A 25,755-nucleotide genomic window follows, 5' to 3' on the forward strand; every position below is an offset into this window, starting at 1 on the left:
TTTTTCAGCCCAGCGTCAGGGCCAGCGCGACCAGCACCCCGGTCTCGGTGAGTTCCAGCAGAGCGCCGGCGGTATCGCCGGTGGTGCCGCCGAGACGCTGGCGCAAGGCGCGGCGCACCAGCAGCGCGATTCCGGCGGTCACCAGCAGTGCGGTCCAGCCCTGGGGTAGCAGGACGATGGCTAGCGCACCCAGCAGCAGCACCCGGGTCAGTATGTTCCGCGGCAGGTGGCGACTGAGCAGATCGCCCAGACCGCCAGGGCGTACATAGGGCGTGGTCAGCAACAGCCAGGGCAGCGCCAGGCGGCCGGCCAAGGGTGCCAGCCACAGCGCGGCGGGCGCGTGCGGCAGGAGCACCACCAGGGCGCTCCACTTGAGCAGCAGGGTCAGCAGCAGTGCCAGCACGCCCATGGGGCCGCAGGCCGGATCCTTCATGATGGCGAGGGTCCGCTCGCGATCGCCATAGCCGCCGATCCAGGCATCCACCGTGTCGGCCAGGCCATCCAGATGCAGGCCGCCGGTGAGGATCACCCAGCCGGCCAGCACCAGGGCCGCCTGCAGCAAGGCGCCGCCCGCAGCACCCAGCCAGGCGAGCAGACTGAGCAGCGCACCCAGCAGCAGGCCGACCGCCGGATACCAGAGCACCGAGCGGCCGACGGCCGCGGCTGGCGGCAGGCCGGGCAGCCGCACCGGCAGGCGGGTCAGAAACTGCACGGCGATCAGCAGTGGCAGTGGCATCAGTCTTCCTCCAGCGCCAGCGCCAGCGGTTGCAGGGTCGCGTAGGGCGCCTCGACCTGCAGCAGGTCTCTGGCAGCCAGTCCCCGCTGGCGGGCCAGCAGCAGGCGGATGACGCCGCCATGGGTGACGATCAGGCTGCGCCGGCCCTGCAGCCGGGGCCGCCAGCGCGTCACCGCCCCCAGCACCCGCTCGGCGAAGGCCGCCACGGGTTCGCCGCCGGGTGGGGTATAGGCATAGGGATCGGTCCAGAACCGTCCCAGGGCCTCCGCCTGGTCCTGCATGAGCTCCGCGGCGCTACGGCCTTCCCAGGCGCCGAAATCCAGCTCGCGCAGATCCGCTTCCAGCGCCAGCTCGGCGCCCTGCTCCGCCGCCAGCCACTCGGCGAAGCGCGCGCAGCGCTGCTGCGGCGACGTCAGGATCAGCTCGAAAGGCGGCTGCGCGGCGACGGCGGCGCGCAACTGCGCCCAGCCATGCTCCGCCAGCGGCGGATCGAGGCGTCCGCGAAAGCCTTCGGGGCCTTCGGTGACGCCATGGCGCAGCAGCCAGCAGTCAGTCATGGGCACGACTGGAGACACTGGCTTCGGCAAAGGTGGCCATCTCGCTGTGCAGGCGGCAGGACAGTTGCAGCAGCGGCACGGCCAGCGCCGCGCCGCTGCCTTCGCCCAGGCGCAGGCCGAGATCCAGCAGCGGCTCGCCGCCCAGTGCCAGCAGCACCGCGGCGTGGCCAGGCTCGGCGCCGCAGTGGGCGAACAGCAGCCAGTCGCGGGTATCGGGTTGCAGGCGCTGGGCGCAGAGCGCTGCCACCGAGCAGATGAAGCCGTCCACCAGGGTCGGCAGGCCCTGCTGGGCGCAGGCCAGATAGGCACCGGTCAGGGCGGCCAGCTCGAAGCCGCCCAGGCGGCGCAGCAACTCGTAGGGATCTTCCAGCGCGTCGCCATGGCGCAGCAGGGCGCGCTGGATGACCGCCACCTTGCGCGCCACGCCATCGGCGTCCAGGCCGGTACCGGGTCCGGCCAGGGCCAGCGGCGAGGTATCCAGCAGCACGCTGGCAATGGCGCTGGCGGCAGTGGTGTTGCCGATGCCCATCTCGCCGCCGATGAACAGGTCGGCGCCGCCGGCGCAGGCGCGCAGGACGGCGTCGCGACCGGCCTGCAGCGCGGCCTGGCACTGGTCATGGGTCATGGCCGGGGTCAGGGTGAAGTTGGCTGTACCGCGCCCCAGGGGCAGGTCGATGATCCCGGGCAGGGGTTCCAGCGGTGTGACGGTACCCAGGTTGATGACTTCCAGGGCGGCGTCCAGTTGCCGGGCGAGCACGCTAATGGCCGCCCCGCCACGCACGAAGTTGCGCACCATCTCGGCGGTCACCGACTGCGGATAGGCCGAGACGCCCTCTTCCACCACCCCGTGATCACCGGCGAAGACGGCGATGGCGGTCCGCTGCAGCAGCGGTCGCGGCGTGCCCTGCAGGGCCGCCAGCTGGATGGCCAGCACTTCCAGATCGCCGAGCGAACCGCTCGGCTTGGTCAATACCGCCTGCCGCTGGCGCGCGGCTTCGGCGGCGGCGGTATCGGGTTGGCGGCAGGGTCCTTGCCACCAGGGCATGCTCATAGCGGGGTTCCTTTGAGGGTCAGGGGGAGACCGGCGACGGTCAGCACCACGCGCTCGCAGCGCGCGGCCAGGGCCTGGTGCAATTCGCCGGCGGCATCGACATAGCGGCGTGTCAGCTCGCCCAGCGGGACGACGCCCAGACCGGTCTCGTTGCTGACGAAGATGAGATGGCCGGGCAACCGCGGCACGACTTCGAGCAAGGCCGCACAGGCACTGTCGAGGCGCCGGGGATCGTCGAGCAAGAGCAAGTTGGTCAGCCAGAGGGTCAGGCAATCCACCAGCAGGCAGCGCTCCGGCGCCGCCAGGGCCTCGAGGCGTTCGGCCAGCGCCAGGGGTTCTTCCACCAGCGCCCAGTGCGCCGGTCGGCGGGCGGCATGGCGTTCGATGCGCCGCGCCAGTTCGGCGTCGCTGCCGCCGGCGGTGGCGATATAGGTGACGGCAAGGCCGGACTCGGCGGCCAGGCGCTCGGCCAGGGCGCTCTTGCCGGAGCGAGCGCCACCCAGGATGAATTCGCGCATCTAGAGCTCGCAGAGGGCGCGCAGGCGCCCGGTGTCCAAATGGTGTTCGACCAGATCGGCCAGGCGCTCCAGATCGCGTTCGCGCAAGGCGTGGTAGTCCAGCTGCTGCGGCTCGGCCAGCCCCGCCCAGCGCAGCAGGGCGACGCTGGCGGCGGGCGATTCGAACAGGCCGTGCAGGTAGGTGCCCAGCACCTGGCCGTCGTCGCTGAGGCTGCCATCCACGTGGCCATCGGCGAAGCGCAGCACCGGCCGCTCCAGGGCCGGTCCCTGGCTGACGCCGGCATGGATCTCGTAGCCGGCCACCTCGGCATCGCCGTCGCAGAGCCAGCCGTGCACGTTGCGCAGCTGCTTTTCCGCCGCCAGCTCGGTGGTCATGGCCAAGAGGCCCAGACCGGCGCTGTCACCCGGCGCACCTTCCAGCCCGAGGGGATCGGCGATCCGCTCGCCGAGCATCTGGAAGCCGCCGCAGATGCCCAGCACCCGCCCACCGTATCTCAGGTGACGGGCAATGGCCGTGTCCCAGCCCTGGGCGCGCAGGAAGGCCAGGTCGCTGCGCACGCTCTTGGAGCCGCCGAGGATGATCAGGTCGGCGGCGGGCAGTTCCTCGCCCTGGCGGACGAACAGCAATTCCACCTGGGGGTGCAGGCGCAGGGGATCGAAATCGGTGTGGTTGCTAAGCCGCGGCATCACCGGCACCGCCACCCGCAGGCGCGGTCCCTGCTTGGCGACCTGGCCGGTGGCCAGGCGATCCTCGGCTTCCAGGTGCAGGTCGTGCAGATAGGGCAGCACGCCGAACACCGGCTTGCCGGTACGGGCTTCGAGCCAGTCCAGCCCGGGTTGCAGCAGGGCCAGGTCGCCGCGGAAACGGTTGATGATGAAGCCGGCGACGCGCGCCTGCTCGCTGGGTTCGAGCAGGTCCAGGGTGCCGACCAGATGGGCGAAGACGCCGCCCCGGTCGATGTCCGCCACCAGCAGCACCGGGCAGTCCACCGCCTCGGCGAAGCCCATGTTGGCGATATCGCCCTGGCGCAGGTTGATCTCGGCCGGCGAACCGGCGCCCTCCACCAGCACCACCTGATAGCCCGCCGAGAGTCGCGCATGGGAGGCCAGCACCGCTTCCCGCGCCACCGGCTTGTAGGCGTGATAGGCCTTGGCATCCATGCTGGTGACGGCGCGACCGTGGATGATCACCTGGGCGCCGACATCGGTATTGGGCTTGAGCAGCACCGGATTCATGTCGGTATGGGGCGCCAGGCCACAGGCCTGGGCCTGGACCGCCTGGGCGCGGCCGATCTCGCCGCCATCGGCGGTCACGGCGCTGTTGAGCGCCATGTTCTGGGGCTTGAAGGGCACCACGGCCACGCCCTGACGATGGAGCCAGCGGCACAGGGCGGCCACCAGGGTGCTCTTGCCGGCATCGGAGGTGGTGCCCTGCACCATCAGCGTACTCATAGGGGACTCCGGTAGCTGGCGAGGCCCTGGTCCAGACGCTGCCAGCCGGACTCGTCGCCGGGCAGACCGAATCTCAGGGCGCCAAGCGCGGGAAACAGGCGGGTCAGGATGGCCCGGCGGGCGAGGTGTTCATGCAGGTCCGCGACATCCGGGCGCTGCAGCAATTGAAAGAGGGCGCAGCCGCCGCTGGGCATCAGGGCGTGCCGGGCAAGCACCGCAGCCAGGCGTTCACCGGCCTCAAGCAGGGCCTCGCGCTGCCGCTGCTGGCCCGGCTGATCGGTCAGCAGTTGCCGGGCGAGATAACGACTGGGGCCGTTCACCGTCCAGGGCCCCAGCTGCTCGTCCAGCTGCGCCAGCAGGCTCGGCGCCGCCAGCACGAAGCCCAGGCGCATCCCGGCCAGCCCGAAGAACTTGCCAAAGGAGCGCAGCACGATCAGTCCGGGCAGATCGCTGAAGGGCGCAAGACTCGCTGCCGGCGTGGGATCCATGAAGGCTTCGTCCACCACCAGCCAGCCACCCCGGCGTTCGAGGCGGGCGTGCCAGTCCAGCAGGCGGGCCGGCGACAGGCGCTCCCCCGTCGGGTTGTTGGGATTGACCACCACCAGCACGTCCAGCTGGTCGAGACGGCTGGCGATCTGGGCTTCGTCCCCTTCCAGCACCTCGTGGCCGGCGCGACGCCAGGCCAGGGCGTGCTCGGCATAACAGGGCGCCAGCACCGCGACCCGCGCCGGTGCGCGCAGGGTCGGCAGCGCCTGGATGGCGGCCTGGGAGCCGGCCACCGGCAGCAGCGCGCTGGCCCGGTAACAGGCGCAGGCAGCTTCCACCAGGCCGTCGTCGGGCTCCGGCAGCCGTGCCCAGGCGCTGGCGGGAATCTCCGGCAGCGGCCAGGGCCAGGGGGCCAGACCGGTGGACAGGTCCAGCCAGTCGCCCAGGGGAATGTCGTAGGTGCGCGCCGCGCGCCTCAGGCGACCGCCGTGCTCAAGCAAGCAGCAATCCTCCCAGGGCGATCAGCGCGGTCCACAACCAGGCGCCACGCCGTACCAGTTTCAGGGCGCGGGTGATGGCCAGGAAGGTCGGCGCCGGACCGCGGCCGAGCACCGGACGCTCGTGCCACTCGCCGTGGTAGCGGGCCGCACCGCCCAGGCTCACGCCCAGGGCGCCGGCACCGGCCGCCATCACCGGACCGGCGTTAGGGCTGTCCCACAGCGGTGCCTGGCTCCGCCAGCTCTCGATGGCGCTCCAGAAGCGACCGAGGCCGGCATAGGTCAGGGCCACCAGCCGCGCGGGGATATAGTTGAGAACATCGTCCAGCCGCGCCGCGGCCCAGCCGAAGCGTTCCAAGCGCGGCGTGCGATAGCCCCACATGGCGTCCAGGGTATTGGCCAGGCGATAGAGCACCACGCCCGGGGCACCCAGCAGGGCGAACCAGAACAGCGCGGCAAAGACCGCATCGCTGCCATTCTCCAGCACCGACTCGGTGGCGGCGCGGGCCACGGCGGTCTCGTCCAGCTCGCTGGTTTCGCGACTGACCAGGTAGCCGACCCGGCGCCGCGCCTCGGGCAGATTGTTGCGTTGCAGGGCGCGCGCCACCGGCTCGGCGTGTTCGCCCAGGCTGCGCAGTCCCACGGCCAGATACAGCGCCAGGGGCTGGATGATCCAGGCCAGCCAGTCGAGCTGGCAGAGCAAGGCGGTGAGCAGCACCCAGGGCAGCACGGCCAGGCTCCAGGCCACCACGCCATGGCTGCGCCAGCCACGGCCACCGGGATTGAAGCGGGCTTCGAGGCTGTCGGCCAGGCGCCCGAACAGCACCAGGGGGTGAGCACGGCGGGGTTCGCCGAACAGCAGGTCGAGCAGCATGCCGCCGAAGACCGCGAAGGCCAGCATCATGGCTTCTGGCCCCAGCGATTCTCGAAGACCAGTTCCTCCAGCGGCCGCCCCTGGCGCCAGCCCTCTTCTTCCAGCATGGGGCGCGGATAGAAGGCTTCCACCGGTCCCAGGCAGAGAATGGCCGCCGGCTGGGCGCCTTCCGGCATCTCCAGCAGGCCGCGCACGGCTTCCGGTTCGAACAGCGACACCCAGCCCATGCCCAGGCCTTCGCAGCGCGCTGCCAGCCAGAGATTCTGGATGGCGCAGGACAACGAGGCCAGGTCCATCTCCGGCAGGGTACGGCGGCCGAAGACGTGGGCTTCGCGACCGTCCATGAGCGCCGCCACCAGCACCTCGGCGCAATCAAGGATGCCCTGCACCTTGAGTTTCATGAAGTCGTCGCTGCGCTCGCCGAGGACGTCGGCGGTGGCGCAGCGCTCTTCTTCCACCAGCTCATGCAGGCGCTGGCGCAGGGCCGGATCGCTGATGCGTAGGAAGCGCCAGGGCTGCATCAGCCCGACGCTGGGCGCCTGGTGGGCGGCACCCAGCAGGCGGGCCAGTTGTTCAGGAGGCACCTCGCCACCGCAGAAATGGCGCATGTCGCGGCGCTCGGCGATGGCTCGGTAGACGGCGGCTTGTTCGGCGGGGGTATAGGGGGTCGTGGTCACGGCTTGAGCATCGCGGCGGCCGCGGCGGGTGCCGACGGCATGTAGAAGTGAATATAGCTGGCGGTGAGGCGACCGTCTCGGTAGACCGCCTCGGCCACCGCCTTGCCGTTGGGGCACAGCCCGCGCGCCCAGGGCACTTCGGGTGACTCCAGGGCGGAGTGGTGATAGGTGTGGCCGCGCAGGGTGCCCTGCTCGAAGACCACCGACTGCAGGGCCAGGGCGGTGAGCCGCGCCTGCATCCGCGCGCTGCCGGGCAGCAGCCCGAGCAGGCTGGCGGATTCGCCGGCCTTGTCGGTCAGTTCGTCGAGCAGATAGAGCATGCCGCCGCACTCGGCGAGGATCGGCTTGCCGGCCGCGTGGTGGGCGCGGATGGCCGCGCGCATGCCCAGGTTGTTGGACAGCGTCCGCAGGTGCAGCTCGGGATAGCCGCCGGGCAGGTAGAGGCTGTCTACCGCCGGCAGCGCCGTGTCGGTGAGCACGGAAAAGAACTGCAGCTCGGCGCCCAGGGCGCGCAAGAGATCCAGATTGGCCTGGTAGATGAAGGCCAGTGCCGCATCCCGGGCCACACCGATCCGCACCCCGGCCAGCAGCGGCTCGACCGCGGTCGGCTCAGGTGCGGCAAAAGCTACCGGCGGCGGCAATTCGAGGGTGGAACTGGCGCCCAGGGCATCGGCCGCCATGTCCAGACGACGATCCAGGTCGGTGACCTCGTCGGCCTGGATCAACCCCAGGTGGCGACTCGGCAACTCGATGCCGGCATCGCGCGGCAGGCTGCCAAAGAAGGTCATGCCCGCCGGCAGGCTGCCGCGGATCAGCTGCGTCTGCCGCGGACTGCCACTGCGATTGGCCAGCACCCCGGCGAAGGGCAGGCTCGGCCGGTAGTGGGCGAGGCCATAGGCCAGGGCGCCAAAGGTCTGCGCCAGGCCGGCGGCGTCGATTACCCCCAGCACCGGTACGCCAAAGCGCTCGGCCAGGTCGGCCGCCGAGGGCTGGCCGTCGAACAGGCCCATGACCCCTTCGATAAGGATGAGATCGGCCTCCCCCGCCGCTTCCCACAGCAGGCGCCGACTCTCGGCCTCGCCGATCATCCACAGATCGAGCTGGTAGACCGGTGCGCCGCTGGCGCGCGCGAGGATCATCGGATCGAGAAAGTCCGGACCGCACTTGAACACCCGTACCCGCCGACCCTGGCGAACGTGCAGCCGGGCCAGGGCGGCGGTGACGCTGGTCTTGCCCTGACCGGAGGCCGGGGCGGCGATCAGCAGCGCCGGGCAATGCCGCGTCTGGCCTACCATTCGATGCCCTGCTGGGCGCGGACGCCGGCCTGGAAGGCATGCTTGACCAGACTCATGTCGGTCACGGTATCGGCGGCCTCGACCAGCGCCGGCGGCGCACCGCGCCCGGTCACCACCACGTGCTGGTGCGCCGGGCGCCCGGCCAGATCGGCCAGCACCTGGTCGACGTCCAGATAGCCGTGCTTGAAGGCGATGTTGAGTTCGTCCAGCAGCACCAGGCCGATGGCCGGATCGCGCAGCAGCTCCACCGCCACCGCCCAGGCCGCCGCCGCCGACTGCAGGTCGCGGGCCCGGTCCTGGGTATCCCAGGTGAAGCCCTCGCCCATGACGTGGTAGCGCACCTCGTCCGGGAAGCGCCTGAAGAAGAGTTGCTCGCCGGTGTCGCGGCGGCCCTTGATGAATTGCACCACGCCCACCTTCATGCCGTGGCCGAGGGCGCGCGCCGCCATGCCGAAGGCGGAGCTGCTCTTGCCCTTGCCGATGCCGGTATGGACCAGCAGCAGGCCACGCTCGTCCTGGGCTTCGGCGATGCGGGCATCGATCACCGCCTTCTTGCGCACCATGCGCGCGCGGTGGCGCTCGTCTCGCTCGGGGCTGGTCGAATCGGGGGTGTCGGTCATGGATGGTTCTCCGGGTGCGGGCGCGGCGGAGAAACGGGCAGAGACGCCGCCCGCGCAAGGCAGGTGGCGACGCCGCGCGACGCCCTCCGCATCGCCGAGATGAACGCAAGCGTGGCCGGTCTCCGGGCTGGTGAGCCGATGCCCTGGGGCATCCGCTGCGCCCCTTCCCGGCCAGGGCCAGTGGGCATCGCGCAGCTACTGCTCAACTACCGTTGCGGGGGCAGCGCCGGCTCGACCGGCTTCCCTGTTTCACCCCGCTCCAGGCGGGGCACCACGTGCAAGGGCGCAGGGTACGGACTACCCGGGAGAGCGTCAATCGATGGCGCCACCCGAACTCGGCGTCGCGCGGACGGGTCCACCCTAGGCACCCACCGCCAGGAGCTACCGGATGAACGATGCCACTCTCGCCGCCTGCATCAAGGCCTGCCTCGATTGCGCCGCCGCCTGTGAAACCTGCGCCAGCGCCTGCCTGGGCGAAGCCAATCTGGACATGATGCGCGACTGCGTCCGCCTGGACCGCGACTGCGCCGATGCCTGCCGCCTGGCCGCCACCTTCATGCAACGCGGCAGCGACCGCATCGCCGAAGCCTGCGCCCTGTGCCTGGCCACCTGCCGTGCCTGCGCCGCCGAATGCGGCAAGCACAAGGCCAATCACTGCCAGGCCTGCGCCCGGGCCTGCGCAGCCTGTGCCGACGCCTGCGCGGCCATGGCGGCCTGAGCGGGTCATTTTCCGCTACTGCGCGCTCCGGTCGCAGGCAAAACGGCCCGGCCGACCCACCGCTGGAGCGGTCGGCATTGGCATTACCCGTCGGCGCCAGGGATAATGCCCGCCCTTTAATCGATATCCAGGCCTTCGCCATGACCGATACCAACCAAGATCCCCGTTTGAGCCGCATGAAGCGTCGCCTGCGCAAGAAGCAGTACCTGGGCGAATTCCAGGAACTGGCCTTTGAAATCAAGGTGAGCTTCAAGAACGAACTCAGCGAAGACGATCTGGACACCTTCCTGGGCGACTTCATCGACTACGTCGAAGAGCGCAAGCTGGACTACATCGGCGGCTTCGACAACGCCTGGGTCGAAGGCACCATCATGGCCAACAAGCGCTACACCTCGCCCACCGCCGAAGACCGTACCGCCCTGCTGGACTGGCTCAAGGCCCGTACCGAAGTCGGCGAAGCCAACGCCTCCGATCTGCATGACGCCTGGCACCACGACGGCGAAGTCTAACTAGCCTTCGCCGGATAGCTTGGCGGCCGTTGCGGTCGTAAAGGGGAATCCGTTGGAAACCAGGTCCTCATGACGACCCTCCTGCAAATCTCCGATACCCACTTCGGCACCGAGCAACCCGCCGTGGTCGCGGCTCTGGAAGCCCATGTCCGCGAACACGGCGCCGATGTCCTCATCCTCTCCGGGGACATCACCCAGCGCGCCCGGCGCGGACAATTCGCCGCCGCCAAGACCTTCGTCGAACGCCTGGAAAGCTACGGCATCCCGCGAACCCTGGTGATCCCGGGCAATCACGACCTGCCGCTGTACAATGTCTTCGCGCGCTTCCTGACGCCCTATGGCAACTATCGCCGCCATTTCGGCCAGGATCTGGAGCCCAGTTTCGAAAACGACGAGCTGCTGCTGGTCGGGCTCAACACCACCGCTCCGCAACGCCACAAGGATGGCGCGGTAAGCACCGCGCAGATCGAGCGCGTGGCCGAGCGCCTGCGCCGCGCCGGTCCGGGCAAGCTGCGCATCGTCATCGCCCACCAGCCCTTCGGCGCCCTCGAACTCAGTGACCTGAGCAATCTGCAGCACAACGCCGATCACGCCCTGGCCACCTGGGCCGACGCCGGACTGGATCTGGTGATGGGCGGACATATCCACCTGCCCTATGTGTTGCCGCTGAGTCGCCAGTACCCCAGCCTGCCCCGCGAGGTCTGGATCGTCCAGGCCGGCACCGCCCTTTCTTCTCGCGTGCGCGGCACCTCGCCCAACTCCTTCAACCGCCTGCTGGTCGGCGAAGGGGCGGAAAAGACCGTGGACGTGGAGCGCTGGGACTTCCAGGGCGATCGTTTCGTCGTGGGCGAGCGTCACGCACTGCGCTGGCAAGTCGCTCAAGACGCCCTGGCGAAAAGCTGAGGCGTCCAGCCGGGGCGCCGATGCGCGCTCCCGCGCAGTTCCAGCAATGGAAATTGATTCAAGCTGTTGAAACGGCTGGCAGGGCACGGGCGCCGCGTAGTCTTAGGACTTTCGGTAAGAGTGGCCTCCCATGGAATCCCTGACGCAATCGCTGCTTGGCTTTATCGAAACCCACCAGGCCTGGGCACCGCTGCTCGTCGGCCTGCTCGCCTTTGGCGAGTCCCTGGTGCTGCTGGGCGTCTTCATTCCGGCCACGGCCCTGCTGCTGGTGGTCGGCGGCCTGGCCGGCTCCGGCGTGCTCTCGCCGGTGCCGCTGGTGTTGGCCGCCATCGTCGGCGCCATCCTCGGCGACATCTGCTCCTACATCATCGGCCGCTGGCTCGGTCCCAGCATCGTCCACCGCCCGCCCTTTCGCCGCTATCGCAAGCAGGTGGCCAGGACCCGACTGTTCTTTCGCCGCTATGGCTTCTTCGCGGTATTCGGCGGGCGCTTCCTGACCATGATCCGCAACACCGTGCCCCTGGTGGCCGGGATGATGGCGATGAACCAGCTGCGCTTCCAGTCGGCCAACGTGCTCTCGGCCATCGTCTGGGCGCCGCTGATGATGGGCCCGGGTTATCTGGCGGCCAAGGGCGCCAACCACTTCAGCTTCGCCGGCAACGAGTCGCTGTGGATCGGCGCGGCGGTGGTCGCCGTGCTGGGCGCCAGCGCCGCGCTGTTCTTCAAGCAGCGGCTGAAACGCGCCTAGCGACGGGCGGCCAGCGCCTCGCGCAAACGCTGGCGATTCAGCGGTACCTCGCGCAGGCGCAGGCCGGTCGCCGCCGCCACGGCATTGGCGATGGCCGCGGGGATGGCGGCGGTGGTGGCCTCCCCGGCCCCCACCGCCGGCTCTTCCGGCCGATCGATCAGCTCCAGTTCCAGCTCGGGCAATTCGTTGAAGGTCAGCGGCGGATAGGCGCCCCACTCCAGGCTGGTCACCCCCTGGTGATCGAAGCGCACCGCCTGCTTGAGGGTCCGGGCGATGCCTTGCACCACGCAGCCTTCCAGCTGATTGCGCAAGCCATCCGGATTGACGATCAGACCGCAGTCATGGGCCACCACCACGCGGGTGACCCGGATCTCCGTCGCCTCGCTCACCGCCACCTCGACCACCGCGGCCACATAGGCGTTCTCGTTTTCATAGCGCAGGAAGGCCAGGCCCTGACCTTTCGCCAGGGCGCCGTCCCAGGCCTTTTCCTGCCGGGTGGGTGGTTGCCAATTAGCCTTGGCGGTGGCGGCCTGCAGCACCGCCCGGGCGCGGGGGTCCTGCAGATAGCGCAGGCGGAATTCCAGCGGATCGACCCCGGCCGCCAGGGCCAGCTCGTCCATGAAGGACTCGTTGGCGAAGGTGTTGCCGACCGCTCCCAGGGCGCGCAGCGCCGAGGGTCGCAGCGGCGAATCCCCGGCTTCCAGCCAGTGGGTCGCCACCTGGACGTTGAGCAGGTCGTAGTCCAGCGGCGCATTGCGATTGCCACCGCCCCGCCCACCCTTGAGCGGCAGGTTGTAGGCCAGCTGCCCGGCGAGCAGCGCGGCCTTGCCGGTCTGGCCATTGGGTCGGGTCAGGTGGGTAGGCGTCCAGTTGGCGAACCGCCAGGCGAGCAGATCGCCAGCGGCGCTCAGGCCACCCGTCAGACGCAGCAGCATGGCCGGTCCCTTGGGATTCCAGCCGTGCTCGTCGGCCCGACTCCACTGCACCCGCACCGGACGGCCGCACAGCCTGGAAAGCAGCGCGGCATCGGCCGCCGCGTCATCGGCGCCGTTATGGCCATAGCAACCCGAGGCCTGCTGGTAGATGACATGGATGCTGTCTTCCGGCAGCGCCAGCAAATCCGCCAGCGCCGCCCGGAGCTGATAGACGCCCTGGGTACCGCTCCAGACCGTGGCACCGTCGGCACGCACGTCCGCCACCGCGCAGGAGGGGCCGATGGAATCATGGTTCTGATAGGGCCAGCGATACTCGGCGTCCAGCCGCTGCGCGGCGCTCGCCAATTCGCCTTCGACGTCACCGGCCTCCTGCTGGAGGTCGGCCGGTCCGGCCTTGGCTTCCAGCCGGGCATAGAGTTCGCCCGGCAGCGGCAGGTCCGGCACCAGGCTCCAGTCCACCCGCAGCGCCGCCGCGCCCTGGCGCGCCAGCCAGGGCTGCTCGGCCACCACCGCGACGAAGGCGCCTTCGTACACCAGCTGCGCGCCGGCCGGCAGCGCGCTGGCATCGATACCGCGAACACTCACCCCCGCCAACCGCGCCGAACCGATGCAGGGCGGCCGTACCATGCAGCCGTGCAGCATGCCGGGCAGGCGCAGGTCATGGACGTAAGCGAAGCTGCCGAACAGCTTGGCCGGAATGTCCTCGCGCGGTACCGAGGTGCCGACCAGGCGGTAGTCCTTGACGGCGCGGGTGCGCACCGCCTGATTGACCAGCCGTCCCAGGGGCCGTCCGCCGACCAGTTCGCCATAGCTGACAAAGCGTCCGGTGGGATCGCCACGATAGACCACCCGGCCATCCACAGTATCCACCACCGCCAGGTCCAGCCCCAGGCGCCGCGACCCTTCCAGAAACAGGAATTGCCGCGCACTGGCGGCGGCCTTGCGCAACTGGGCGCCGCCCACCTGCACACTCTTGCTGCCGGCGGTGATGCCCTGGTCCGGGGTCAACCGGGTATCGCCCTGGATCAGCCGGGTGGCGGCAAAGGCCACGCAGAGCTCCTCGGCCACGATCTGCCGCAGCGCCGTGCTGACTCCGGTACCCAGTTCCACCTTGCCGCTGTAGACGGTGACCTGGCCCTGGGCATCCACCGCTAGCCAGGCATCCAGTTGGCGCTGATCGAGGGTCTTGGCCAGGTCCGCAGCGTCAGCCGGTGTAGGCAGCACCTGGGCGGCGACCGGCCGCTGCAGGCTGAAGCCCAGCAGCAGCACCGCGCTGCCGCCGAGAAAGGCACGGCGTGACAGCGTCATGCCGGAGCCTGCCCGTCGCGCAAGAGCACCGCCGCCCGCTTGACCGCACGCAGGATGCGATAGTGGGTCCCGCAGCCACAGAAATTGGCCGCCAGCGCCTGGCGGATCTGCGCATCACTGGGATCGGGCACGCGTTCGAGCAACGCCCGGGCGGTCATCACCATCCCGGGGATGCAATAGCCGCACTGCGCCGCCTGCTCTTCGATAAAGGCCTGCTGCAGCGCATGGGGCGCCTTAGGCGTGCCCAGGCCTTCCAGGGTCAGCAACTCGCGACCGACGAAAGATACTGCCGGCAACAGGCAGGCGCGTACCGGCTTGCCATCCGCCAGCACCGTACAAGCGCCGCATTCGCCCAGGCCGCAGCCGAATTTCGGCCCCTTGAGACCCAGCTCGTCGCGCAAGGCCTCCAGCAAGGGCATGCGCGGATCGACGTCGAGTTGGCGCCGTTCGCCGTTGACCTGCAATTCGATGGCCGCCACCGCTATTTCTCTCCTTCGCGCGCGGCCGCCACGTCCGCGGGACGGATGTCGGCGGCGTGACCGCCAAAGCGGCGGCCGATGTAGGTGGCCAGATCGGCCAGTTGCCTATCGCTGAGCAACTCCCGATAGGCTGGCATGAAGGCGTGCTCGGTCCGCCCCTGACGATCGAGGCCGTCGAGCAGCACGCGCACCAGGTTGGTCCCCGCGGGATCGCGCACCGCCGAATAGTTGCTGAAGGAGCGCGGATAGGGACCGGCGGGCCCCTGGTCGTCCGGGGCATGACAGCTGGCGCAGGCGGATTGCAGCAAGGCCGCGCTTTCCGCCTCGGCGGCGGTAAGCGGTCCGGTCTCCCCGGGCGGCTGCACCTCGGCACGCGCCGGCACCGCTCCGGGCTGCGCCGGCAGGGTCCGCAGATAGGCGATCAGGGCGCCGAGGTCCGCATCGTTCAGATGGCGGGTACCGCCGCTCACCACCTCGGCCATGGGTCCCGCCGCCACGGCTTCGCCGCGCTGGTGCCCTTCGCGCAGATAGCTGGCCAGCTTGGCATCGCTCCAGCCACCGAGGCCGCGGGGATCCGCAGTGAGATTCCAGGCGGTCCAGCCCTGCTGGGTCGCGCCGGCATAAGCCCGGCCGCTGTCGAGACCCTGACTCCAGGTCCGCGGCGTATGGCACTCCTGGCAGTGTCCCACCGCCTCCGCCAGGTAGGCGCCCTGCGCCACCCGAGCGTCCGCCCCGGCGGGCAGCGGGCCCTGACTGAAGTTCAGCCATTTCCAGCCACGGATCAGCGCGCGCTGATCGAAGGGAAAACGCAGCGCGTTGGCCGGTGGGGCATAGGGCACGGGGCGCTGGACCTGCAGATAGGCGAAGATGGCCGCGACATCCTCGTCGCTCAAGCGGGTAAAGGCCGTATAGGGAAAGGCCGGATAGAGCTGCTCACCCTCGCGCCCGAGGCCTTCGTGCAAGGCCCGGCGAAACTCGTCCGCCGTCCAGTCACCCAGACCGTGCACGCGATCCGGGGTGATGTTGCTCGAATAGAGACGGCCGAAAGGCGTCTCGAAGGCGACGCCACCGGCGAACGGTGCGCCATCGGGACGGGTATGGCAGCCCTGGCAGTTGCCCAGGCGGGTCAGATATTCGCCACGCGCCAGGGTCGCCTCATCGGCGCGAACCAGCGCGGCCTTGGACAGGAGCAGCATCCCCGCCAGCAGGGGCAGGGCCAGGGATCTCATCAGCTCTCCTCGTGAGGTCGAACCGGACTGGCCGATTCCGCCGTGGCTTTGCCGTCATCCTAATCGCAGCGGCAAGCCGCCGTGACGCTCGCCCCCGGAGGTGAGATGCAGGCGACAGTTTCGACCCGCACCTTGACGACGGCCTTTACATTCCCACCCTGGTCCGGCTGCGCCCTGGTGCGAGCCACTGGAGCACAGCCCGCCTCGGACCCTGATTACCCCCCGCACAGGAAGGAAGCCCCTCAAATCGCAACATACTATAGGGGTGGTATTAATCAGCGCTTGGGGACGAAGCCATCGGGCTTGGCCGCCAGCCAGTCGACGAACTGGCGAATGCGCGCATCGCTGAGCAGCAACTCGCGGCTGTTGTATTCCAGCGCCAGGGTCTTTTCGTCGAAGGTCTGGTGGATGTGGTTGTGGCAGGGTCGGCAGACCCAGAGGGTGGCGGTGATCCGGCTGACGCGGTCGAATCTCTTGCGCACGTAGGCCTTGTCGTGCAGCGAGCGAGGGATCAGGTGATGGCGGGTGAGCGGCGCCGCCCGACCGCACAGCTCGCAACGAGCCGGCTGGGGCGGCAGACGTATCGCCTGGGGCATGATGGGCTCCGCACGGGCTGGATGCCCATTCGAGCGGCCCGGGCGGAACGGGGTTCAATAGCCGCCGGCGAGACTCGGCGTGACCAGCACCCGCTTGGCCTGCAGGTAGCTGTTCTGCCAGTAGGGCTTGGCCAGGCTGTCCAGGCGCACCGTACCGCCGGTACGCGGCGCGTGCACGAAGCGCCCTTCCCCGACATAGATGCCGGCATGGCTGACCTGACGGCCACCGGCCGTGGCGAAGAAGATCAGATCACCGGGCTGCAGGGCATTGCGCGCCACATTGGGCGAGCCGAGGGTGATCATCTCGCGGGTCGAGCGCGGCAGGGTCACCCCGGCCGCATCGCGATAGACGTAGCCGATAAGGCCGCTGCAGTCGAAACCACCGGCCGGGGTGTTGCCGCCGTAGCGATAGGGAGTGCCGACCAGGCCGATGGCCCGAAAGAGTACATCGTTGGCGGCCTGGGCCTGGCTCTCCAGCAGGGGGCGAGAGACGACCGAGGCGACCGGTGCGGGTGCCTGGGGCGGCCTGCCGGCACAGGCGGCCAGCAGCACGAAGACGCAATACAATCCGAGGCGAGCCGCATGCGGCATTGGAGACATCCTTAGTTATCCATCGATCACCGTCGGCCTGCCACGCAGCCTCGACGGGTCCTCGAAGCGCACCGGCGAAGATCGCGGCGATACGCCTCAGCGCAATACGCGCTTGCCTTCCAGGAAACTCACCTTCCAGTACTGGTCGTTCAGGCTGTCCACCCGCACCCCGCCGCTCCGGCGGCTGGAGGAATGGATGAACTTGCCCTCGCCCATGTAGATACCGGTGTGACTGACCCGGCCACGGCCGTTGCTATTGAACAGCAACAGATCGCCAGGTTCCAGATCGTTCTTGCTGACTACCGGTACTTCGAGATCGATGATCTCGCGGGTGGAGCGCGGCAGGGTCATGCCGGCGCGCTCGCGAAAGACGTAATTGACGAAACCACTGCAATCGAAACCGGCCAGGGTGCTGCCGCCGCGGCGATAGGGCGTACCCACCAGCTGGGTGGCACGATTGAGGATCTGGTCCGCCAGATTCGGCAGCGCCTGGCGCGGGCCGACCTCGCGCTCCCAGTCGAGCTGATGCGGCGACTGGGTATGGGGAAAGACCGGACGTTGCTGAGCGCCCTCGGTTTCCACGGGCGCGGAGCTATTGCCAGCGCCACCCAGGCCATGCAGCGAAGCGGTCTGGAAGGTCCGGGAGGTATTGGACGAATCCTGGGTAACGACCGCGTCGGGACTTTGCGGCGCACTCGCACAGGCGGCGAGCAGACAGACAAAAGACAGGGGCACGAGGGGTGCGAGGCGGTTCCTTGGCATGAGCACGACCGTGTCGTTTTTTCAAAGTTTCGACACCTTGCCGACCCGGATCACAGATGGCAAGTTTTTTTAGCCCTCGATGTGACTCAAAAGCCGAGGAAGGACGTCTACGGCCCTTTTTTTGATCTGAACGGTCGCCAGGCCACTCAGCGACGAGCGGTCCGGATTGATCTCGATGAGGTCGCCACCCTGCGCTAGGGTCCGGCCGATCGGCGCCTGGATATAACCGAAGGCGGCCGTGGTGCCAACGGCGATCACCAGGTCGAAGCCCTCCTCCACCGCCTCCTGCAGACGCTGCAGCTCGCTGACCGGCAAGGCTTCCTCGAACAGCACCACGGGTGGCCGCAGAATGCCGCCGCAAGCAGGACAACGCGGCGGCAACGGACCGGCCAGATGGCCTTGCGCCTCCTCGACGGCCTGCGCGCAGCTCATGCAGGCGAGCGGCTCCAGCTGTCCGTGGATCTCGATCAGCCGCTCTGGCGGAAAGCCCGCCTGCCGATGAAAGCCGTCGATGTTCTGCGTCAGCACCCAGCTGCCGGGGTGACTGACGCCGAAGTCGGTGATCGCCTGGTGCGCCGCATTGGGCCTGGCCGCGGCGCAGGCCCGGCCGAGTTGCGCCAGGTAGCGCCAGCAGAGCTCCGGACGCTGCCGGAGCATGCTGCCCGAGAGCGCCGCCTCGATGGAGATGCCCTCTTCGGTGAGGCCGTTGTACAGCCCGCCCAGGCCGCGATAGGTCGGCAGTCCGGAATCGGCGGACAGCCCCGCCCCGGTGATGAACAGCACCCGCCCGGCCCGCGCGAGCAGACCCCGGGCGCGGGCCAGGGCGTCAGTCAATGATTCACCGTCAGGGCCAGCATCACCGACAGCTGGCAGAGCGGACGCCCGCTCTGTTCCTGCCAGAGGTTGAAAGCCTCCTGCATCTTCTGCCGATCGCGCTTGGCGGTGGGCGCCTTATCGAGGATGTTCTGCGCCTTGAGCGCCGTCACCACGTCGTCGGTCGCCAGGAAGGTGTCCTTGCCGGCCATGCGCAGGAACCGCTGCGCCGACAAGCCGCCCAGCTGATTGCCACGCTTGGTCAGCAGCTCCCACAGGCCGACGATGTCCTGCGTCGGCCATTCGGCCAGCAACTGGCCGAAGCTGCCGTGGCTACGCTGGAAGTCGAGCACCATCTGGGCATTGATCGGCACGCTGCGCAACTTGCCCAGGTGGCGGATCAGCCGCGCGTCCTGCATCAGCCGCTCCAGGCGCTCGCCGCCCATGAGCACCACCTTTTCCGGATCGAAGCCGAAGAAGACCTCCTCGAAGGCCGGCCACTTGGCGTCCACCAGGCTGTGCTTGAGTCCGGCGCGAAAGATGCGCCGGGTCAGCAGCGAGAGGTAGCGGTCATCGCCTACGGCCTTCAGGGTCGCGGCGTCCACCGGTTGCGGCAGTCGCGCTTCCAGGGCCGCGCGCGAGCCACAGCGGTTGAGGGCATATTCGAGCAGCCAGGCGTAGTCCCGCATCAGAGATTCATCACCTGGACGAAGCGCGGCGTCGCGCTGTCATCGATCTTGAGACTGGCGAAGTCGAATAGCTCGCGATCCGCCAGCTGCGAGGGAACCACGTTCTGCAGGGCGCGGAACATGATCTCGGTACGCCCCGGCGTCTTGCGTTCCCATTCCAGCAGCATCTCCTTGACCACCTTGCGCTGCAGGTTTTCCTGGGAGCCGCAGAGGTTGCAGGGAATGATGGGGAATTCGCGCAGGACGGCGTAGGCCTCGATGTCCTTCTCGTTGCAATAGGCGAGCGGGCGGATCACCACGTTGCGGCCATCATCGGCGCGCAACTTCGGCGGCATGGCCTTGAGGGTGCCGCCATGGAACAAATTGAGGAAGAAGGTTTCTACCATGTCGTCGCGATGATGGCCGAGCGCCATCTTCGTCGCGCCGATTTCGTCGGCGAAGGTATAGAGGATGCCCCGGCGCAGGCGCGAGCACAGCGAACAGGTGGTCTTGCCCTCGGGGATCTTTTCCTTCACCACGGAATAGGTATCACGTTCCAGAATGTGGTACTCGACCCCCAGTTCCTTCAGATACTGGGGTAAAACGTGTTCAGGAAAGCCCGGCTGCTTCTGGTCGAGGTTGACCGCCACGATCTCGAAGCGAATCGGTGCGACCTTCTGCAGATAGAGCAGCATGTCGAGCAGGGTGTAGCTGTCCTTGCCACCGGACAGGCAGACCATGACCTTGTCACCGTCCTCGATCATGTTGTAGTCGGCGATGGCTTCGCCGGTAAGACGGCGCAGGCGTTTTTGCAGCTTGTTCTGGTTGACCGAAAGGGTGCCCATGGATGAATCCGCGAAAGGAAAAAACGAAAGGCCGGCATTTTACGCGCAAAGCTTCCGCCGCCCTACCCCGAACGTCAGTCCGCGGCGACCGGCAGCCATGAGCGAGACCCAGGCGCTCATGACGGCGCTGTATCAGGAACTGCTCGGGGCTCAGGCCAGCCTGTCGGAGTACGAGTTGCTGCAGGCCTTGCGCCGCGCCGGTTCGCCCCTCGTACCCCCGCGCCCGGTAACCGACAACTACGAACTCTTCCGCCTGCATTTTCGCGTCTTCAACGCCCTCTACCAGTTGCGCGACCGGTTGCGTGCCGAACAGCGCGCCGAACTGGTCATCAGCGCCCTGCGCATCGAACTGCGGCCCTATCTGCGCGCCCGGCCCGGACTGGTGGTGGCCGATCCACTGCGCGCCTATTACCTGGATCTCACCCAGCTGGAGACCACCACTGCGGAAGACGTGGCCAACCTGCTCAATCACTTCTGGGCGCTGGTCAATGGCGAGTCCGAACTGCTGGAAGCCCTGCGCCTGCTGGGCCTGGATCGTTCGGCGGACTATGGCCAGATCCGCCGCCGCTATCGCCAGCTCGCCAGCCGTCACCATCCGGACCATGGCGGCAGCACCGGCCGGCTGCAGACCATCAACGCGGCCATGGATACGCTGCGCAGGCACTATGGCCACCAGCCGACCGCGGACGCTAGGGTGCAGGCACGAGCTTCGGCATAATCACCCGCCTCGCCAGAGGTTGCCCATGCCTGAACAACTCCAAGCCCGGGTCGAAGACTGCTATCGGCAGGCCGAGGCCTTCTTCAAACGTCGCTTCGCGCGCCCAGACGTCAGCCTGGCCCTGCGCGGCCAACGCGCCGGCGTCGCCCATCTCACCGAGAACCGGTTGAGATTCAACGGGCAGCTCTATCAGGAAAATCGCGCTCACTTTCTCGAACAGACCGTGGCCCATGAGGTAGCGCATCTGGTGGCGCACCAGCTGTTTGGTGGCGGCATCCGCCCCCATGGCGAGGAGTGGCAGCTGATCATGCGCGGCGTCTATGGCCTGCCGCCGGATCGCTGCCATACCTACGCATTGCCGCAACGGGCACGCACCCTGTACCTGTATCGCTGCAACTGCCCGGACGGTCGCTTCGAATTCACCGCCCAGCGTCACGCCTTGGTGCGCAAGGGGCGGCGCTATCTGTGTCGACGCTGCCGCGGCCCCCTGGATTTCACCCAGGAAGTTATCCGCGGCTGACCCTGCCGGGCCCGACCCGGGCTCCGGCCGGCAGCGAACCTCATCAGCCCTGGGCGAAGACTTCGTCGAACACGTTGTGCATCGCCAGGAAGGCGCGCTTGGCCACCACCGGGTGATACTGCTGCTTGCCCGGGTTGTTGGCTTCGGGATCGGTGAAGGAATGCACCGCGCCGCCATAGCTCAACAGTTGCCAATCCACCTGGGCGGCATCCATCTCCTGGCGGAAGCCGGTCAGTTGCTCGTCCGGCACCAGCGGATCGGAAGCGCCGTGCAGCACCAGCACCGGGCCGGTGATACGGGCCGCATCGGCCGGGTTGGGCGTGTCCAGGTTGGCATGGAAGGTCACCACCGCGCTCAGCGGGGCGCCGTCGCGCGCCAGTTCCAGGGCCGCGCAGCCGCCAAAACAGAAGCCGATGGCCGCGATCTGGTGGACGTCCACCGCCGCCGTCTCGGCCTGGGCGACCAGCGCCGCATGGGCTGCCTGCATGCGCTGGCGCAACAGGGCGCGATCGCCGCGGATCGGCGTCATGGCCGCCAGGGCCTCGTCGGCGTTCTGCGGACGCACATTGCGACCGTAGAAATCCACTACCAGGTAGGCCAGGCCGTCGGCCTCGGCCAGCGCCTTGGCCTGCTCGACGGCGCCATGGGACACCCCCATCCAGTTGGGCGCGAAGAGCACGCCCGGGCGGGTGGGATTACCACTGGTGGCGTACACCAGCTGACTCTCGAACGGCTGACCATCAATTTCGTAGGCAACGGGTTTTACAGTGACATCGACCATGGGGTCCTCCAAAGGGTGGATAAGAAGAAGCCCGCCGAGGCGGGCTTCTCTATCTTCAAGCGGACAATTCCACCAGCAGTTTGTTTAACCGGCGGACATAGGCGGCGGGGTCCTTGAGGCTGTCGCCCGCGGCCAGCGCAGCCTGATCGAACAGGATGTGCGACAGGTCGGCGAAGCGGTCCTCGTCGGGCTCGCCATCGAGTTTCTCGATCAGCGGGTGCTGCGGATTGATCTCGAAGATCGGCTTGGAATCCGGCGCCTTCTGACCACTGGCCTCCAGGATGCGGCGCATCTGCAAACCGAGGTCCTGCTCGCCGATGGCCAGGATCGCCGGCGAATCGGTCAGGCGATGGGAAACGCGGACTTCGCTGACCTGGGCATCCAGGGCCTGCTTGAGGCGCTCCACCAGCCCTTCCTTGGTCTTAGCGACCTCTTCCTGAGCCTGCTTGTCTTCTTCGCTGTCCAGCTTGCCGAGATCCAGATCGCCACGGGCGACATCGACGAAGTGCTTGCCGTCGAATTCGGTGAGATAGCTCATCAGCCACTCGTCGATGCGATCGGTCAGCAGCAGCACCTCGACACCCTTCTTGCGGAAGACCTCCAGGTGCGGGCTGTTCTTGATCTGGGCGTGGCTCTCGCCGGTCAGGTAGTAGATCTTGTCCTGACCTTCCTTCATCCGGCCGATGTAGTCGGCCAGGGACACGTTCTGGGCATCGTCGCCGTTCTGGGTCGAGGCGAAGCGCAGCAGGCCGGCGATCTTCTCGCGGTTGGCGAAGTCTTCCGCCGGACCTTCCTTGAGCACCTGGCCGAAGTGGCCCCAGAACGACTGGTACTTCTCCGGCTCGCTCTTGGCCAGCTTCTCGAGCATGTCCAGCACGCGCTTGGTCAGCGCCGACTTCATCGAGTCGATCACCGGATCCTTCTGCAGGATCTCGCGGGAGACGTTGAGCGACAGGTCGTTGGAATCCACCACACCCTTGATGAATCTCAGGTACAGCGGCAAGAACTGGTCGGCCTGGTCCATGATGAAGACGCGCTGCACATAGAGCTTGAGGCCCTTGGGCGCTTCGCGCTGATAGAGATCGAAGGGCGCGCGGGCCGGCACGTACAGCAGCGAGGTGTATTCGAGCTTGCCCTCGACCTTGTTGTGGCTCCAGGTCAGGGGATTCTCGAAGTCATGGCCGACGTGCTTGTAGAACTCCTGGTAGTCCTCGTCCTTGAGTTCGGTACGCGGACGGGTCCAGAGCGCGCTGGCACGGTTGACGGTCTCCCACTCGGCTGCGGCCGGCTGCTCGTCCTCGCCACCCTGCTGCTCCTTGGGCAGCTCGATGGGCAGGCCGATGTGGTCGGAGTACTTCTTGACCACGTTGCGCAGGCGCCAGCCATCGGCGAACTCGGTTTCCTCGGGCTTGAGGTGCAGCACGATGCGGGTACCGCGCTCGGGCTTGTCGATGTTGGCGACCTCGAACTCCCCTTCCCCCTTGGACGACCAGTGCACGCCTTCGGCGGCGGGCTGGCCGGCACGGCGGCTGTAGACGTCGACCTGGTCGGCGACGATGAAGGCCGAATAGAAGCCCACGCCGAACTGGCCGATGAGGTTGGAATCCTTCTTCTGGTCACCGCTGAGGTTCTTCAGGAAATCGGCGGTACCGGACTTGGCGATGGTGCCGAGGTGAGCGATCACCTCTTCGCGGCTCATGCCGATGCCGTTGTCTTCGAGGGTGACCGTGCCGGCCTCCTTGTCGAAGCTCAGGCGAATCTTCAGCGTATCCCCGCCTTCGAGCAGTTCGGGCTTGGACAAGGCCTCGAATCTGAGTTTGTCGGCCGCGTCGGAGGCGTTGGAAATCAATTCGCGCAGGAAGATTTCCTTGTTGGAATACAGCGAGTGAATCATCAGGTGAAGCAGCTGCTTCACTTCGGTCTGGAAGCCTAAGGTTTCCTTTTGAGTCTCCACACTCATGCTACAAACTCCGCTATCGATAGGTACGCACCAGATGCCTGGCGATGTCGCGGAGATGGGGGCGCCCGGTGACATTTCAACCTTGGTGCGCTCGGTTCGCGATGCAGGTAGGAATTTGCGCGATGCTTGGGCTAGACGCGGAACTTAACTTTTAACGGTGCGCTCGAACGGCTGTCGTGTAGTTCATAAGGAGAAAACACATGAAAAAGCCCTTCGCCATCGCCCTGCTCTTCACTGCCGCCTTCGGCCTCGCCGCCTGTGACAAGCCTTCCGAAAACAAGGCTCAGGATGCTGCCAAGACCGAACAGAAAGCTCAGGAAAACCTGAACAAAGCCGCCGAGCAGAGCAACAAGGCTGCCGAGCAGCGCAACGAAGCTGCCAACGAGGCTGCCAAGGAGCAATCCAAAGGCGAAGCCACCTCGGTCAGCCCGGCCACTGGCACCACCAACGGCACCGCGCCGGCTACCCAGCCCAAGCCGTAAGCCGATCGGATATGAAAAAAGCCCGCTGCTGCGGGCTTTTTTGTGGGCGCCTGATTCAGGAGCGCGAGGGATCCGGCTCGGCTTCACCCTCAGGCGCACGCCCGCCATGCCTCAGACGTTCCAGCGCCAGGGCGACCAGGCCCACCACCACGGCCGGCAACAGCCAGCCCAGGCCCGAGTCGGCCAGCGGCAGCCACTGCACCGCACCGCTCAGGTAGGGTACCGTCAGGTGCGCGGCCTGCAGGCCGTCGAGGATGCCAAAGGCCAGGGCCACCAGCAGCACCGGTCCGAGGATGCGCCCGGGCGCCGCCCAGCGGGCGGTGAAAAAGCTCATCACCACCAGGGCGATGCAGGGCGGATAGATGGCGGTCAGGATCGGCACCGAGATCTGGATCAGCTGGGTCAGGCCCAGGTTGGACACCAGCAGGGAGAAGGCCGCCAGCAGGACCACCAGACTGCGATAGCTGAACGGCAGGAATTCGCTGAAGAACTCCGCGCAGGCGCAGGTCAGGCCCACCGCCGTGACCAGGCAGGCCAGGGTGATCAGCACCGCGAGGAAGTCGCTGCCGACGCTGCCGAAGGTGTGCTGCACATAGGCATGCAGGACCTCGGCGCCATTGCTGGCATGGGGTACCAGCACCCCGCTGCCGGCACCGAGCTGGAACAGACTCAGGTAGACCAGCACCAGCCCTGCCCCGGCGATGAGGCCGGCGATGATGGTGTAGCGCGTCAGCAGCTGCGGCGCCGTCACGCCCCGGGCACGAATGGCGTTGACGATGACGATGCCGAACACCAGGGCGCCCAGGGTATCCATGGTCAGGTAGCCGTTGACGAAGCCCTGGGACAGCGCCCGGGACGCATAGTCCGGTGCCGCCGTGGCGGGGCCCCCGGCGGGCCAGAACAGCGCCGCCCCGCCCAGCACCGCCAGGGCGAGGATCTTCAGCGGACCGAGAAAGCGCCCCACGGTGTCGAGCAGGCGTCCCGGATAGAGCGAGACCACCAGCACCACCAGGAAATACGCCAGGCTGTAGAGGAACAGCGGTATGGGTCCGTTGCCCAGCAGCGGCGCGACGCCGACCTCGAAGGACACCGTGGCGGTGCGCGGCGTGGCGAACAGCGGGCCTACCGACAGGTAGCAGACGATGGCCAGGGTGCGGGCGGCGGTCTGGCCGAGCGGCTTGCTCAGGGCGTCCATGCCGCCGCCGACCCGCGCCAGGGCGATCAGCGTCAGCACCGGCAGGCCGACGGCGGTCAGCAGGAAGCCCAGGGCGGCGCTCCAGACATGCTCGCCTGCCTGCAGACCGACGATCGGGGGAAAGATGATGTTGCCCGCGCCGACGAACAACGCGAACGTCATGAATCCAAGGGCCAGGACATCCCGGCTTTGCAAAGCTTTCATGGAAGGCAGTACCAGCAATGAGGAAAAC

At 67.8% G+C, this 25,755-nt stretch carries 29 protein-coding genes and 1 riboswitch; of the genes, 7 read left to right on the top strand and 22 right to left on the bottom strand.

Annotated features, from left to right (window positions below):
• Positions 1 to 4: 4 nt before the first annotated feature.
• The 10 genes from FHR73_RS09870 to cobO are packed head-to-tail and all read right to left on the bottom strand — an operon-like array spanning position 5 to position 8,763.
• Complete coding sequence (locus FHR73_RS09870) at positions 5 to 736, bottom strand: adenosylcobinamide-GDP ribazoletransferase (RefSeq protein ID WP_183630790.1); 732 nt, start codon at positions 734 to 736, stop codon at positions 5 to 7.
• Complete coding sequence (locus tag FHR73_RS09875; RefSeq protein WP_183630792.1) at positions 736 to 1,293, bottom strand: histidine phosphatase family protein; 558 nt, start codon at positions 1,291 to 1,293, stop codon at positions 736 to 738. Before FHR73_RS09875 ends, FHR73_RS09870 begins: the two co-directional genes overlap by 1 nt.
• A complete protein-coding gene (cobT, locus tag FHR73_RS09880; protein ID WP_183630794.1) occupies positions 1,286 to 2,344 on the bottom strand; it encodes a nicotinate-nucleotide--dimethylbenzimidazole phosphoribosyltransferase in 1,059 nt (352 codons plus the stop codon). Before cobT ends, FHR73_RS09875 begins: the two co-directional genes overlap by 8 nt.
• Positions 2,341 to 2,862: a bifunctional adenosylcobinamide kinase/adenosylcobinamide-phosphate guanylyltransferase gene (gene cobU, locus FHR73_RS09885; RefSeq protein WP_183630796.1), complete on the bottom strand. Its 522-nt coding sequence runs from the start codon at positions 2,860 to 2,862 to the stop codon at positions 2,341 to 2,343. Before cobU ends, cobT begins: the two co-directional genes overlap by 4 nt.
• Positions 2,863 to 4,314, bottom strand: coding sequence for a cobyric acid synthase (locus tag FHR73_RS09890; protein ID WP_183630798.1), 1,452 nt, complete (start codon positions 4,312 to 4,314; stop codon positions 2,863 to 2,865). It abuts the gene before it with no gap.
• Entirely contained in the window at positions 4,311 to 5,300 is a 990-nt protein-coding gene (gene cobD / locus FHR73_RS09895; RefSeq protein WP_183630800.1) for a threonine-phosphate decarboxylase CobD, read from the bottom strand. Before cobD ends, FHR73_RS09890 begins: the two co-directional genes overlap by 4 nt.
• Entirely contained in the window at positions 5,293 to 6,201 is a 909-nt protein-coding gene (cbiB, locus tag FHR73_RS09900) for an adenosylcobinamide-phosphate synthase CbiB (RefSeq protein WP_183630802.1), read from the bottom strand. Before cbiB ends, cobD begins: the two co-directional genes overlap by 8 nt.
• Positions 6,198 to 6,848 carry a 5,6-dimethylbenzimidazole synthase gene (bluB, locus tag FHR73_RS09905; RefSeq protein ID WP_183630809.1) on the bottom strand — a complete coding sequence of 217 codons (651 nt, stop codon included), beginning with the start codon at positions 6,846 to 6,848 and terminating at the stop codon, positions 6,198 to 6,200. Before bluB ends, cbiB begins: the two co-directional genes overlap by 4 nt.
• Entirely contained in the window at positions 6,845 to 8,143 is a 1,299-nt protein-coding gene (locus tag FHR73_RS09910) for a cobyrinate a,c-diamide synthase (protein ID WP_183630811.1), read from the bottom strand. The genes bluB and FHR73_RS09910 overlap by 4 nt, the downstream gene beginning before the upstream one ends.
• On the bottom strand, positions 8,137 to 8,763 hold the full coding sequence (gene cobO, locus FHR73_RS09915) for a cob(I)yrinic acid a,c-diamide adenosyltransferase (protein ID WP_183630813.1): 627 nt from the start codon (positions 8,761 to 8,763) through the stop codon (positions 8,137 to 8,139). Before cobO ends, FHR73_RS09910 begins: the two co-directional genes overlap by 7 nt.
• Before the next feature lie 95 nt (positions 8,764 to 8,858).
• A riboswitch (cobalamin riboswitch) is annotated at positions 8,859 to 9,054 on the bottom strand.
• Between the two features lie 97 nt (positions 9,055 to 9,151).
• Here cobO and FHR73_RS09920 point away from each other — a divergent pair.
• The 4 genes from FHR73_RS09920 (at position 9,152) to FHR73_RS09935 (ending at position 11,641) form a co-directional block, all read left to right on the top strand.
• Positions 9,152 to 9,481 carry a four-helix bundle copper-binding protein gene (locus FHR73_RS09920; RefSeq protein ID WP_183630815.1) on the top strand — a complete coding sequence of 110 codons (330 nt, stop codon included), beginning with the start codon at positions 9,152 to 9,154 and terminating at the stop codon, positions 9,479 to 9,481.
• Between the two features lie 140 nt (positions 9,482 to 9,621).
• A complete protein-coding gene (locus FHR73_RS09925; protein WP_183630816.1) occupies positions 9,622 to 9,990 on the top strand; it encodes a YggL family protein in 369 nt (122 codons plus the stop codon).
• A 69-nt stretch (positions 9,991 to 10,059) separates the two neighbouring features.
• Entirely contained in the window at positions 10,060 to 10,893 is an 834-nt protein-coding gene (locus FHR73_RS09930) for a metallophosphoesterase (protein ID WP_183630817.1), read from the top strand.
• A gap of 130 nt (positions 10,894 to 11,023) precedes the next feature.
• Positions 11,024 to 11,641, top strand: coding sequence for a DedA family protein (locus FHR73_RS09935; RefSeq protein WP_183630818.1), 618 nt, complete (start codon positions 11,024 to 11,026; stop codon positions 11,639 to 11,641).
• On the opposite strand, the gene FHR73_RS09940 is transcribed toward FHR73_RS09935, so the two are convergent.
• From FHR73_RS09940 to ttcA, 9 genes are all read right to left on the bottom strand, one after another.
• A complete protein-coding gene (locus tag FHR73_RS09940) occupies positions 11,638 to 13,884 on the bottom strand; it encodes a molybdopterin cofactor-binding domain-containing protein (protein WP_183630819.1) in 2,247 nt (748 codons plus the stop codon). The genes FHR73_RS09935 and FHR73_RS09940 overlap by 4 nt on opposite strands.
• Complete coding sequence (locus FHR73_RS09945; protein ID WP_183630820.1) at positions 13,881 to 14,363, bottom strand: (2Fe-2S)-binding protein; 483 nt, start codon at positions 14,361 to 14,363, stop codon at positions 13,881 to 13,883. The genes FHR73_RS09940 and FHR73_RS09945 overlap by 4 nt, the downstream gene beginning before the upstream one ends.
• 2 nt (positions 14,364 to 14,365) lie before the next feature.
• Positions 14,366 to 15,592 carry a cytochrome c gene (locus tag FHR73_RS09950; protein ID WP_183630822.1) on the bottom strand — a complete coding sequence of 409 codons (1,227 nt, stop codon included), beginning with the start codon at positions 15,590 to 15,592 and terminating at the stop codon, positions 14,366 to 14,368.
• A gap of 275 nt (positions 15,593 to 15,867) precedes the next feature.
• A complete protein-coding gene (locus tag FHR73_RS09955) occupies positions 15,868 to 16,188 on the bottom strand; it encodes a hypothetical protein (protein ID WP_007159236.1) in 321 nt (106 codons plus the stop codon).
• 54 nt (positions 16,189 to 16,242) lie between these two features.
• Positions 16,243 to 16,779: a C40 family peptidase gene (locus FHR73_RS09960; protein ID WP_183630824.1), complete on the bottom strand. Its 537-nt coding sequence runs from the start codon at positions 16,777 to 16,779 to the stop codon at positions 16,243 to 16,245.
• Positions 16,780 to 16,875: 96 nt separating this feature from the next.
• Positions 16,876 to 17,514: a C40 family peptidase gene (locus FHR73_RS09965; RefSeq protein WP_409258672.1), complete on the bottom strand. Its 639-nt coding sequence runs from the start codon at positions 17,512 to 17,514 to the stop codon at positions 16,876 to 16,878.
• Between the two features lie 96 nt (positions 17,515 to 17,610).
• Positions 17,611 to 18,375: an NAD-dependent protein deacylase gene (locus FHR73_RS09970; protein WP_183630828.1), complete on the bottom strand. Its 765-nt coding sequence runs from the start codon at positions 18,373 to 18,375 to the stop codon at positions 17,611 to 17,613.
• Positions 18,372 to 19,043 (bottom strand): DNA-3-methyladenine glycosylase I, encoded by a 672-nt coding sequence (locus FHR73_RS09975; protein WP_183630830.1) that lies wholly within the window; start codon positions 19,041 to 19,043, stop codon positions 18,372 to 18,374. The genes FHR73_RS09970 and FHR73_RS09975 overlap by 4 nt, the downstream gene beginning before the upstream one ends.
• The gene (ttcA, locus tag FHR73_RS09980; protein WP_007159241.1) at positions 19,043 to 19,867 is read right to left on the bottom strand and encodes a tRNA 2-thiocytidine(32) synthetase TtcA; all 825 of its coding nucleotides are present in this window, start codon (positions 19,865 to 19,867) and stop codon (positions 19,043 to 19,045) included. The genes FHR73_RS09975 and ttcA overlap by 1 nt, the downstream gene beginning before the upstream one ends.
• Before the next feature lie 97 nt (positions 19,868 to 19,964).
• Here ttcA and FHR73_RS09985 point away from each other — a divergent pair, with 97 nt between their 5' ends.
• On the top strand, positions 19,965 to 20,585 hold the full coding sequence (locus FHR73_RS09985; RefSeq protein ID WP_183630832.1) for a DNA-J related domain-containing protein: 621 nt from the start codon (positions 19,965 to 19,967) through the stop codon (positions 20,583 to 20,585).
• Positions 20,533 to 21,105: a SprT family zinc-dependent metalloprotease gene (locus FHR73_RS09990; protein ID WP_260175672.1), complete on the top strand. Its 573-nt coding sequence runs from the start codon at positions 20,533 to 20,535 to the stop codon at positions 21,103 to 21,105. The genes FHR73_RS09985 and FHR73_RS09990 overlap by 53 nt, the downstream gene beginning before the upstream one ends.
• Before the next feature lie 43 nt (positions 21,106 to 21,148).
• Here the strand turns inward: FHR73_RS09990 and FHR73_RS09995 are convergent, their stop codons facing one another.
• Complete coding sequence (locus tag FHR73_RS09995; RefSeq protein WP_183630836.1) at positions 21,149 to 21,886, bottom strand: dienelactone hydrolase family protein; 738 nt, start codon at positions 21,884 to 21,886, stop codon at positions 21,149 to 21,151.
• Positions 21,887 to 21,941: 55 nt separating this feature from the next.
• Positions 21,942 to 23,846: a molecular chaperone HtpG gene (gene htpG / locus FHR73_RS10000; protein ID WP_183630838.1), complete on the bottom strand. Its 1,905-nt coding sequence runs from the start codon at positions 23,844 to 23,846 to the stop codon at positions 21,942 to 21,944.
• 200 nt (positions 23,847 to 24,046) lie between these two features.
• Between htpG and FHR73_RS10005 the strand changes: the two genes are divergently transcribed.
• A complete protein-coding gene (locus FHR73_RS10005) occupies positions 24,047 to 24,328 on the top strand; it encodes a hypothetical protein (RefSeq protein ID WP_027596949.1) in 282 nt (93 codons plus the stop codon).
• Between the two features lie 55 nt (positions 24,329 to 24,383).
• Here FHR73_RS10005 and brnQ read toward each other — a convergent pair whose 3' ends face one another.
• Positions 24,384 to 25,727, bottom strand: a complete 1,344-nt coding sequence (gene brnQ, locus FHR73_RS10010) for a branched-chain amino acid transport system II carrier protein (protein ID WP_183630840.1) — start codon at positions 25,725 to 25,727, stop codon at positions 24,384 to 24,386.
• Positions 25,728 to 25,755 lie beyond the last annotated feature (28 nt).

The sequence above is a fragment of the Pseudomonas sp. AS2.8 genome (genome assembly GCF_014190935.1).
Taxonomy (GTDB): domain Bacteria; phylum Pseudomonadota; class Gammaproteobacteria; order Pseudomonadales; family Pseudomonadaceae; genus Chryseomonas.